Raw genomic sequence first — 11,349 nt, forward strand, 5'->3', positions numbered from 1 at the left:
CCGGGGCGCTGTGAACCGGGGCGCTGTGAACCGGGGCGCTGTGAACCGGGGCGCTGTGACCACCGCGGACCGTGCACGGCACATCCTGCACACCCAGCTGGAGGCGGACTTCTGCCAGGCGCCCGGCTCGATTAGCCGTGCCCTCGAAGAGCTACGCGACTACCCGGAAGCTGAGAGCCTGCCGCTGCTTGCCACCGTGCAGCCTCCCTCCGAGAAGATGGGTGCCGCACGCCGCCGCAACGACGACATTTGGGAGCTGCGTGTCGCCAACTATGCGAGCGTCGGCATTCTTTGCGCTAAGCATCCGCGCGTGCTGGAGAAGGCAATCGACTACATGCTCGGCGACCAGTCGAACTGGCTGGGCGACTACGCGCCGCTGCGCCAGCTTAACGAATTGGTCACCCCATACACGCTGCAGGTCAGCGGCACGAGCGTCTACTACACGCCCGGCCGCGCCCTGCTGAACTCGGTCGTACCCGAGGGCGTGCAGGCGCAGGAGGTCAAGTGCGCCGTGCCCGGTGTGGGCATGATGCGCCGCGTTGACCCCGCCGAGCTAAAGGCTGCGCTGCTTGCCGAAATCACCGGCGAGCGCACCATCCGCAGGGAGGCAAACGCCTCCGCCGGTGCGCTTGAGGTTGACCCGGAAGACACCGAGGCGTGCGTGACCCGCCTGCGCGTGGAGCTGCTGGACGCGGAGCAGGTTGAGCGCTTCCGCGGGGATAAACGCTACTCGAATGCGCTGGGCTTTAGCGCGACCCGCCCGGATGTGCTGGTGCTCGCCGCCTACCCGGTGGATGAGAACGCATCTAAGGCATCTGAAGTAGCTGCGGCAGGGGAGAACAGCCCGGCACTCGCAGCGGGGGAGAGCGTCCCCGCGCTCGCAGACCCTATCGCCCTTGTGGGTGTGAGCGATGATTCGCCGATTATGCGCCAGATCGGTATCGATGTGCTGCCCGCCTGGCGCGGCGCCGGCATCGCCAGCGCGCTGGTGCGTGATGCCGCCCGCCTCACCCTGGCGGAAGGGTACCTGCCGTTCTACGGTACAAGCCCGTCGCACATCCTCTCGCAGAGGGTTGCGATGAATGCCGGGTTGGTGCCGACCTGGTGGGAGTACGTCTCCACCAGCCTGAATGACCTGCCCATGGACTAGGTGTTATATACGAAAAACCCCCGAGATTCAGAGTCTCGGGGGCTTTTTGTTGTAGCTTCTAGAGCTCTAGTGTCTAAAGCTCCGCGCCGTTGCTGGCAATCACCTCGCGGTACCAGTGGAAGGACTTCTTGCGGTAACGCTCCAGGGTGCCGGAGCCGTCGTCGTTGCGGTCCACGTAGATGAATCCGTAGCGCTTGGACATCTGCGCGGTGGAGGCGCTAATCATGTCGATGCAACCCCAGGTGGTGTAGCCGAGCACGTTCACGCCGTCCTCAATTGCCTCGCGTACCGCGTGCAGGTGCTGGCGCAGGTAGTCGATGCGATAGTCGTCCTCCACGGTGAGCTCGCCGTTCACTTCGACCAGTTCGTCGCGGGCACCCAGGCCGTTCTCCACGATGAACAGCGGCTTCTGCCAGCGGTCCCAGTACTGGTTGAGAACCACGCGCAGACCGGTCGGGTCGATCTGCCAACCCCATTCGCTGGCGGGTAGGGTCGGGTTCACCACGCCGCCGAGGATATTGCCTTCGCCGCGCTCGCCTCGTGCCGGGTCGCCGGTCGCGCAGGTGGACATGTAGTAGCTGAACGACACGAAATCCACGGTGTTCTTCAGGTCTTCGCGGTCCTGCTCGGTGATGTTCAGTTCCACGCCCTTCTCACGCAGGGCACGCAGGAAGTAGCCGGGGTAGGCGCCGCGCACGTGCACGTCACCGAACGCGAAGTTCGCCTGCTCCGCCTGCATGGCGGCGAGTACGTCGGCGGGGTCGGGGGTGAGCGGGTAGGTGGGCATGGCAAGAATCATGCAGCCGACCTGGGCGCCCGGTGCCAGTTCGCGTGCCGCAGCGGTAGCGCGCGCGGAGGCGACCAGCTCGTGGTGCATCGCCTGGTACAGGTCTGCGTCGCTGAGCTGGTCCGCCGGGGTGTTAATGCCGCCGGACATGAACGGCAGGTGCAGCATCGAGTTGATTTCGTTGAAGGTCAGCCAGTACTTCACGCGCTTGCCGTAGCGGGCGAACACGGTGCGGGCGTAGCGTTCGTAGAAGCCGATGAGTTCGCGGCTGGTCCAGCCGTTGTACTGCTCGACCAGGTGCAGCGGGGTTTCGTAGTGGCTGAGGGTGATGAGCGGTTCCATGCCGTGCTTTTCGAGCTCGTCGAGCACGCGGTCGTAGAAGGCGAGGCCCGTCTCGTTCGGGGTTTCTTCGTCGCCGCGGGGGAAGATACGCGACCAGGCGATGGAGAAGCGGAAGACCTTAAAGCCCATCTCTGCGAGCAGGGCGATGTCTTCGCGGTAGCGGTGATAGAAGTCGATACCCTCCAGCTTGAGGTTATCCTCGGTGGGTTCGGCGGTGCGCGGGTGCAGGCCGCCGGCGGGCAGCACATCCTGCAGGCTGGGGCCCTTGCCGTCCTCGTTCCAGGCGCCCTCGAACTGGTTTGCGGCGGTGGCGCCTCCGAAGAGGAAACCGTCGGGGAAAGCGCCGAGCGGCTGCGGCTCGGTCAGCGCAGGGCTGGCGTTGGGTAGAGGGGCGGTTTGGGCGGTGATGTGCTGGTCCTGACGCACGGCATCCTCCAAGGTGTTTTGGGTCTTTCTTCTACCCTAGCGGAGGGGGTGGGGGATTACTAGGTTCTGTGCCGTTTTGGGGCGCTCAGCGGGTGCGCAAAAGCCCGGTATTCTCACACGAGATTCACGTGAGAATACCGGGCTTTTTCGCAGTGATTTTATACAGCGTTTTTACGCTGGGCTAAACTGCCGCGGGATCTGCGCCACTAGTTGGCGAAGCCGAGCGCGAACAGCCACGCAGTACCGACCGTACCCCAGACGACGAGGTTCACGATAGATGCCATGAAGCCGACCTTGAACCATTCGCCCACACTGAAGTAGCCGGAACCGTAGTACACGCCCGCCGGGCCGGAAGCGTAGTGGGTGATACCGCCAATCAAGTTGCCCATGAAGCCGAGGAACAGCGCCGCGAACATCGGCGGAACACCGGCAGCTACCGCCGCACCGAGGAACACGGCGTACAGCGCCACAACCTGCGCGGTGTTCGAAGCGAACATGTAGTGGATGAAGAAGTACGCCAGAACCAGGATCGCGAACGCCATGGGCCATGCCATGCCGCTGACGCTGTGCGCCGCCTGCTGACCAATCCAGTCGACAACCTTGAGCTTCTTCAGGTGGTCCGCCATACCGACGAGCACGGCGAAGAAGATGAGGGTGGACCATGCGCTGGAGTTCTTCGCCATGTCCTTCCAGGTCAGGACCTTGGTGACCAGCAGAATTGCGATGCCGAAGAATGCGGCGCTGGTGGCGTCAATACCCAGGGAAGTACCGGCAACCCACAGGACCAGCAGCAGCGCGAAGGTGCCGAGCATGATCCATTCCTTGGAGCTCATGGGGCCCATCTCGTGCAGTTCCTGACGGGCGTGCTCGGGTGCGTCCGGGGTCTTCTTGATGGTCGGCGGGTAAATCTTCGACATGATCCACGGCATCACAATCAGCGCGGCAAGACCGGGAACGATAGCGGCGAGCGCCCAGGTACCCCAGTCGAGGTTGATGCCGCGGTCGTGCGCGAACTTCTGCGCCAGCGGGTTACCCGCCATTGCGGTCAGGAACATTGCGGAGGTGATGGTGTTGACCTGCGCCTCAGTCATGAGCAGGTAGGAGCCGAGCTTACGGCGCGATTCGGGGGTCTCGTTGGTGGAGCCGTTGACCTCGGAGAGGGAACGGATGATTGGGTAAATCACGCCACCGGCACGTGCCGTGTTGGAGGGGGTGGCGGGGGCGAGAACCAGGTCGGTGATTGCCATACCGTAGGACAGGCCGAGGGAGGACTTGCCGAGCGCTCGCACGAACAGCAGTGCGATGCGCTTGCCCAGGCCGGTGATGAGGAAGCCGTCGGCGATGAAGAACGCGGCAACAATAATCCAGATGGAGGAGTTGCCGAAGCCGGTCAGTGCCTCGTTCTTTGCCGCCATGGTGCCGGTAATCATTGCGGCACCCAGGCCGACGAGCGCCACGGACGGGGTGGGCAGCGGCTGCAGAATCAGGCCGAGGATGGTGCCGACGAAGATGGCGAGCATGTGCATGCCGCGCGGGTCGACGCCTTCGGGGGCGGGAACGAACCAGATGGCGAGGGTCGCTACGAGGATGATGGCAACGTGCAGAATCAGCTTGTTTCGCTGTTTGCGGGCTGCCGTCACCTCCTGGCTGGGGGCAGCGGCTGCCGCTGTGTTGGTGGACTGTGTCATGTCCGTACTCCTTATGTGAAACGTACAGTTTGGTCCGTGGCGGGTGGTTCCGTCACGGTGTGCGCGTTTCTTCTGCGTTGTCATGCTGTGTTGTGTACTTGTGGCAACGTGTGGGATGCCACGTAGTCTTTTAATCGTAATGGTTTGGATTCACGGAGTGAAGAAATTCGGCATAAAAAATGTGAATATGGCCGGGCGTATCGGCGGACGGGATTCTGCGGGAAATAACCGGGGGAGAACGCCGGGGGGGCGCTGAGGAACGCACCGCCCTTGAGCTACCCCTGAGCTGTTCCTGGGTCGCCCTTGAGACGCCCCGTCACCCACGCGCCAGCGTGACGGGCGCAACGTAAAATAGGAACGTGCAGATTATTCGAGAGACCGGCCCCGAGTCCGGCGAAATCCTCATTCACCACGACCAGACGGTGCAGATGCTCCGCGAGGTGGCAACCGGCAAGCGTGAAGCCACCCTACGCATGTATCAGCCGAACCCGACGGTCGCGTTCGGCCGCCGTGACGAGCTGAACCCCGGCTTCGCGGAAGCCTCCGCGGCGTGCGCCGAGCACGGCTTTGAGGTGCTGGTGCGCAAGGTCGGCGGGCACGCCGCCGCGTACCATCAGGGGTGCCTGGTCGTGGACCATTTTCAGCCCGCCTCCGACGCCCGCAGCGGCAACACCCTACGCTATGAGCTGTTCGGTTCCATGTACGCGCGGGCGCTCCGCGAGGTCGGCGTGGATGCGCGCATGGGCGAGATTCCGGGGGAGTACTGCCCCGGCGAGTATTCGGTGCACGCGCAGCTTCCCGCATCCGCAGGTGGTGGCCGCATTAAGCTGGTCGGCACCGCCCAGCGTGTGGTGACCGGCGGCTGGTGGTTCAGCACCGGCATCGTGGTCTCTGATTCTGCGCCCCTGCGGGCGGTCACCGCGGACGTGTACCGCGCCCTCGGCATGGATCTCGATCCCGCCACGGTGGGCGCCGCACAGGACGCGAACCCGAGCCTTCTCATGGAAGACCTGGAAGACGCCATCGTTGAGGTGTACGCCCAAAACGGCTTTCACTAGGCTACCCATCTGACGGAGTAGCTACCGGGCCTGCTCCTAGCGGCCTGAACCCCACCCCTAAACTCTTATCCCTCTTACTCCCACCTGAAGCGAAGGAGCATCCATGCGTTGGGCACAGATTAAAGACTCGAAGGGCAGCCGTGCGGTCTGCTTTTTCGAGGAGACCGTGTACGAGCTTCCGGCGAAGCTCAGCCCGCTACTGAATTTCTACAGCCGGTTCCGCCTGAACTTTGGCGACCCGAAGAACGCCGTGGCGATTCTGAAGGAGAACGGCGCGACCGTCATGGGTCACGGCGAGGAACTCTGGAACTCCCTGCCGTTTATTCGCCCGCTGGATAAGCCCGGCAAGATTGTGTGCGCCGGCTTGAACTACCGCGATCACGCCGCAGAAATGAACCTTGAGGTGCCCGAGTATCCGGCGTTGTTCGCGAAGTTCCCGAACGCGCTGATTGGCCCCGGCGAGCAGATTCGCATGCCCGCCGATGACGGCACCGGCAGCACGAAGGTCGACTGGGAGGTTGAGCTCTGCCTGGTCGTGGGCGCTCGTCTGCGTAACGCCACGGAGGAGCAGGCGCTCGAGGCGCTGATGGGTTACACGGTCCTGAATGATGTGTCGGTGCGTGACTGGCAGGGCCGTTCTTCGGAGTGGTTCCAGGGTAAGAACTGGGACGCGATGACTCCGTTTGGTCCGGTGATTGTGAGTGCCGATGAGGTTGACCCGGTTGCCGGTCTGGAGCTCGTCTGTGAGGTGGACGGCGTGGTGCGTCAGCGTGGCACGACGGCGGATATGGTGTTCACCCCGGCGCAGCTGCTGTCCTATATTTCTCGGTTCATGACCCTGGAGCCGGGTGACCTGGTGGCGACGGGTACGCCCGCCGGGGTTGGGCTGTCGCTGCACCCGCGTCAGTGGTTGAAGCCGGGGCAGACGGTGCGCACCCGCATTGAGGGTATTGGCGAGCTGGTGAATGTTTGCTCGGAGGCGGGCGCGCTGTAGTTATTCGGTAGTTCTGCGAGCAACCGCGAATGAACCCACGTGAACCCACGCCGGTGTCTGCAGGTATCTGCCGTGGGGTGCACTAGAAAGACCGCGTAAATAAATAATTATGCACTCCGCATGTGTTTTTGAGGCGCATGCGGGGTGTTTTTTATTCCTTCCAAAGCTCCCGGTGGGTGGCTTGGAATTCTTGGGGTACACCGCGAAGCGCGCTCCGTGTGGGGGAGTGTGGCGTATGCATGGTTACACACTGTCAAACACACGAAAAGTTTAAACTTTTACGTGAATCTTAGTGTTTTTCGGTGGGTTCTGTGGGTCTGAGTGGGTAAAACAAGGGGGTCTGCGCGGAGTGTTGGGTACCCCTAATGACGGTCTTTTGGTTCATGAAAGTGCAGGTTTCAGTGATTGAGACCATATCTGCTGCTGGGGCAGAATTCCAAATTGTGGTCACGTGTGAGAAATTCAACAGACTGTTTTGGCGCGTCATTCCGGGAACTTTGAGGTTGAAGGTTTAGCTTCCCGTGCGCATTTTTCGTTTTTCTCAAGTTGCCCTCGCCTGACTAGGAATAAAGCCTAAACACTGCGGTGCAAATTCCGAAAACCTGAACATCTGTCAGTGCACACAGGTGTAAAGAAATATGAGCTTAAGCTCGAACCTTTAGCAAAAAATCAGTGCCCCGAATCACAAACTCGTTTTGCGTTCGCCCAAAAGACTATGTAGGGTATGGGGATTATCTGAGAGTTTCCTGAGAATTCCTGCCAGAAGATCAGGACCCACCCGGGCACACCCTCAGATGCATATTTCACTCACGTCCGTGTTTGTTCATACAAACGCACTCACTCAAACAAGCCGACACGAACGGAAGAAAAACATGACCACAACTGCATCCAAAAACCCGACACAGCGCCCGGCAAACCGCCGCCGTGCCACCATCGCTGCCTCCGCAGCACTGGCAACCGTCATCACCGGCGCAAACCTCCCCGTGACCTTCGGTGCAACCGCCTCCACCCGCAATGTCTCCGGTACCATCTGCGTTGACGCAGGCTACCGCACCGTGCCGACCCTCGCGAACATCACCAATGTCGCCCCCGGTCCGACCTGCTACTGGAACCCCGACCAGCAGGCGCAGACCATCGACACTCTCGCGCCGGTCAACTCCTCCCTCACCAAGGCGCAGCTGACCACCACCGAGAACACCTCGCCCCTGAGCGGCAAGCTCGCCAGCGACTCCTTCGCAGCACAGAAGCTTACCGGCACCGAAGCCGTCGCAGCCAACAGTAGCGAAATCAGCCGCACCTTCCTCGAATACTCCGCCGATGCGGGCAACCACCCCATCACCACCGCCATCAACGCGGGCACCGTGAAGAAGGACCGCGCCCAGACCGTTGGCGGCCACGAGAACATCCCGACCCTCGCCGTGAACTCCGCGAACCCGCACCAGGAGTACGTCGAGGTCGTCTCCCGCGACAATCGCGTCAACGCCAACGCGGAGAACAAGCGCATCCTGACCGGCGGCATCCCGATCCCGAAGTGGCTTGCCGAGGACCACGGCCTTTCCGGCGACCAGTCCGTTGCCCTGTACGATGAGGCGACCGGCATTTGGCGCTCCTACTTCAAGTTCATCAAGGATGCAGACGCACAGACCTACACCAGCACCGCCCGCGTGCAGGTGGGCGGCGGCAACGCGTCCACCCCCAAGAGCGCAAAGATTCAGTACGATAACGTCGGCCGCGGCAACGCAGGTCAGACCGTCACCATTAAAGCACCCGTCAGCATCGACGCGAAGTCCGGCAACGCCCGCACCTCCTACCCGATTGCTCGCGGCGCGAAGTTCCGCCTGGCGAAGAACGTGCCCGGCGCGTCCATCAACGAGAGCACCGGCGAGATTACCTACAAGATTCCCGCTGGCACCCGTGGCACCGTGGACATCCCCGTGGCGGTCGACTACCCGGCAACCTACCACGTATCCTCTGGCGGTTACATGCTCGCTAAGCCGAACTTCGGCGGCGTGGGCGAGGACAACTACTGGCTGACCCTCAAGAACGGCACCTCCTCCGTGGTGGGTATGGCGAACGAGCTCACCCAGATTGGTGTGGACGAGCTCAAGGCGGGCAAGATCAACCACATGGTGTCCATTACTGCGGCTGACTATGCGGCGCTGGTCTCCTCCTTCCCCGCGAAGGGCACCGACGGCAAGATTAACGCGAGCAAGTACCCGAACGCACCTCGCGCGGGTCAGCGCGGCTTCCTTCCCGCAAGCTTTGACGTGGAAGAGCACTTGGCAAACACCGGCCACGCCGACGACCAGCTCAGCCGCATGATTCTGACCGCGATGAAGGAGTACGGCTTCATCCTCGCGGACCACAACCTCTTCACCAACGCATTCAACCTGGAGGCGGCAAGCTCCTACGCGCCCTACGCCCGTCAGGGTAAGAACGTGTACAAGGAAGACCCGCAGTTGGCGGCAATGTTCGCAAGCTTCGTTCCTAGCGGCTTCACCGGCAACCAGTTCCCCTGGCAGCAGGTGCAGTGGATGCCCGTGAACTACACCGAGTCCGCCGAGAACACGGCACGTCGCGAGGGCACCCAGGTTCTGCCGCAGAGCAACAACCAGGCTGCCGACTCGAACGCTGACGCACACAAGATTGCACGCCCCGTGACCGTGCGCCGCTCCGCCGTGCGCACCCCCAAGGCGGAACGCATCAGCGACGCCGAGACCCAGAACGCGGCAGTGAACCAGTCTTCGGACGCCGTGAAGTTCAAGTACCCCTCGAACGCCTACGGCAAGACCGGCACCGGCACCGGCGTGTTCTACCAGCCCGCCGAGCACCACGCCACCGTCTACTCCGGCGAGACCGCGGTCGCGCAGAGCGTGCACCAGTCGCACAAGGTTTCCCCGAACTACCGTTACGCCCGCGACTACAATTTCCAGGAAATCGAGCAGACCCCGAACTTCCGCCCCAGCCGCTGGGTCAACAAGGAGAAGGTCAACACTGCTGGCGGCCAGTTCTCCAGCGCGGAGACCGGCATCCGTTTTGCCTCCAACGGCAAGACCGGCACCTACTCGATTGACCTGAACACTCACGACGTCACCGGCACCACCTGGGACCTGCGCCGCGATAAGGGTACGAGTATCATCGTGAACCGCACCGGCAAGGCACCCGCACTCATGTCCGATGTGAAGGCGAAGAAGGGTTCCGCCGCGCAGCTGTACTCGATTCCGCTGAAGGTGCACGTGGTCGACAAGAACAGCCCGATTGCCCGTGAGGACTCCGTCTCCCTGTACTCGGGTACCACCCAGAACGTGGCGGTCCTGAACAACGACGAGGCGTCCTTCGGCGCATACAGCCGCGGCGAGACCGTGAAGAAGCTGGAACTACTGAACCAGCGCGGCCAGGTCGTCAGCGCATACAGCGATGAGTACGGCACCTACCGCGTGGTGACCCTGCCTGACGGCACCCAGGGCATCGCGGTTTCTGCAAAGTCCAAGCAGGGCTTCGCACCGCTGGTCCGTTACCGCGCAGTGACCGACAAGGGTGTGAAGTCCTCTGAGGGTTACCTGCAGGTGGCAGTCGCTAACCGCTAGATGCTCTAGGGTTTCATACCCGCGAGCTGACGCAGTTACAGCGCAGCGCTTGGCATTATGACCGCAATGTGATGAACCGCTCTAGGAGGGCGGTGGTCCACGATGTTGCCGCCACAATGACAACGCACCGACAACTGCAACCGCATCGGCGCAACCGCACCAGCGACACTAGCGAACATAAGCGCACACAAGCGCACATAGGGGAGAGGGGCACGCTCAAGAAAGCACGCCGCGCAGGCGTAACTTTCTTGACGTGCCCCCTTCCTGTACATAAGGTGAAAATACTATGACTCAGAGCCACCACACAGACCAGAACGAAACTAACACCACCCACGCTGACCATGCCGCAGAACATGCGGTTGCGCATGTATCGGCGCACGTAGCGAACCACGTCGCCGAGCACGCCTCAGACCACACTCACGAGGTGCCCGCTAACGCGCCCCTCCTCGAAGGCAATAGCCCCAAGGACTGGGAGGAACAGTTCGGCCCGTCCGTGGCGATTTTCTCTGCGCTCGCTAACCCGCTGCGCCTGGCGATTGCGCACCACCTGATGCACCGCCCGCACAGCGTGAGCGAACTGCACACCTGCCTGGGCATTTCGCAGCCGCTCGCCTCGCATCACCTGCGCATCCTGCGTGAGGCGCACGTGATTGACCGTGAACAGCAGGGCCGCACCACCATTTACCGTCTGAAGGACGACCATATTAGCCACATTGTGGTTGACGTGTATGAGCATACGCGTGAACATCATGCGGACTAGTCCGCCCTCAAGCTGAGCGTTTGCTGGGAGCCGTTGTAAGATGGTGTGTGTCCGTGCACCAGTACAGTGCGGAATAGTATGCGCACCCGCGGCGCCCCGAGTGGCACGCTTGCGCCTGAGTTAAGGAGACTTATGTCTGCCGCTGATTCTTCAGCAATTGTTATTAGCGTTTCCGGTGAGGAGCGCGAGGTTACCGCGAAGACTGCCGCTGAGCTGTTCGCTGACGACCCGAAGATCGTTGTGGCACGCGTGAACGGCGTGCTCGTTGATCTCTCCCACGAGCTGTCTGCTGGCGATTCCGTTGAGCCGGTTTTCATTCATGAGCCGGACGGCCTGAACGTTCTGCGCCACTCTGCTGCGCACGTGATGGCGCAGGCGGTGCAGGAGTACCGTAAGGACGCCAAGCTGGGTATTGGCCCGTACATTACTGACGGCTTCTACTTTGACTTTGATGTGGCTGAGCCCTTCACTCCGGAAGATCTGAAGAAGATCGAGAAGTCGATGATTAAGATCATCAAGTCCGGTCAGCTGTTCCGCCGCCGCGTGGTCACCCACGA

At 61.9% G+C, this 11,349-nt stretch carries 7 protein-coding genes and 1 pseudogene; 6 read left to right on the forward strand and 2 right to left on the reverse strand.

Going from position 1 to position 11,349, the window contains the following annotated elements; all coding sequences use genetic code 11:
• Nucleotides 1–1,150: GNAT family N-acetyltransferase (locus RWZ58_RS08570; RefSeq protein WP_399549681.1), on the forward strand; the 1,150-nt coding region annotated here is incomplete at its 5' end.
• Between the two features lie 73 nt (nt 1,151–1,223).
• On the opposite strand, the gene RWZ58_RS08575 is transcribed toward RWZ58_RS08570, so the two are convergent.
• Both RWZ58_RS08575 and RWZ58_RS08580 read right to left on the reverse strand, forming a co-directional pair.
• A complete protein-coding gene (locus RWZ58_RS08575) occupies nt 1,224–2,705 on the reverse strand; it encodes a glycoside hydrolase family 1 protein (RefSeq protein ID WP_314658358.1) in 1,482 nt (493 codons plus the stop codon).
• 206 nt (nt 2,706–2,911) lie between these two features.
• Nucleotides 2,912–4,393 (reverse strand): anion permease, encoded by a 1,482-nt coding sequence (locus tag RWZ58_RS08580; protein WP_314658359.1) that lies wholly within the window; start codon nt 4,391–4,393, stop codon nt 2,912–2,914.
• A gap of 359 nt (nt 4,394–4,752) precedes the next feature.
• Here RWZ58_RS08580 and RWZ58_RS08585 point away from each other — a divergent pair, with 359 nt between their 5' ends.
• The 5 genes and pseudogenes from RWZ58_RS08585 to thrS form a co-directional block, all read left to right on the forward strand.
• Entirely contained in the window at nt 4,753–5,451 is a 699-nt protein-coding gene (locus tag RWZ58_RS08585; RefSeq protein WP_314658360.1) for a lipoyl protein ligase domain-containing protein, read from the forward strand.
• A gap of 103 nt (nt 5,452–5,554) precedes the next feature.
• Entirely contained in the window at nt 5,555–6,445 is an 891-nt protein-coding gene (locus RWZ58_RS08590) for a fumarylacetoacetate hydrolase family protein (protein WP_314390172.1), read from the forward strand.
• Between the two features lie 872 nt (nt 6,446–7,317).
• Entirely contained in the window at nt 7,318–10,032 is a 2,715-nt protein-coding gene (locus RWZ58_RS08595) for a Rib/alpha-like domain-containing protein (protein ID WP_314658361.1), read from the forward strand.
• 286 nt (nt 10,033–10,318) lie between these two features.
• Complete coding sequence (locus RWZ58_RS08600) at nt 10,319–10,792, forward strand: metalloregulator ArsR/SmtB family transcription factor (RefSeq protein ID WP_314658362.1); 474 nt, start codon at nt 10,319–10,321, stop codon at nt 10,790–10,792.
• Between the two features lie 132 nt (nt 10,793–10,924).
• Nucleotides 10,925–11,349: pseudogene (gene thrS, locus RWZ58_RS08605) on the forward strand (threonine--tRNA ligase); the annotation flags it as partial.

This window comes from uncultured Rothia sp. (assembly GCF_963544205.1).
In the GTDB taxonomy this organism is placed as follows: domain Bacteria; phylum Actinomycetota; class Actinomycetes; order Actinomycetales; family Micrococcaceae; genus Rothia.

Coding starts and splice junctions, on each gene's coding strand:
- RWZ58_RS08600 (WP_314658362.1), top strand. CDS start 10,319: ATGACTCAGAGCCACCACACAGACCAGAACGAAACTAACACCACCCAC.
- RWZ58_RS08590 (WP_314390172.1), top strand. CDS start 5,555: ATGCGTTGGGCACAGATTAAAGACTCGAAGGGCAGCCGTGCGGTCTGC.
- RWZ58_RS08580 (WP_314658359.1), bottom strand. CDS start 4,393: ATGACACAGTCCACCAACACAGCGGCAGCCGCTGCCCCCAGCCAGGAG.
- RWZ58_RS08595 (WP_314658361.1), top strand. CDS start 7,318: ATGACCACAACTGCATCCAAAAACCCGACACAGCGCCCGGCAAACCGC.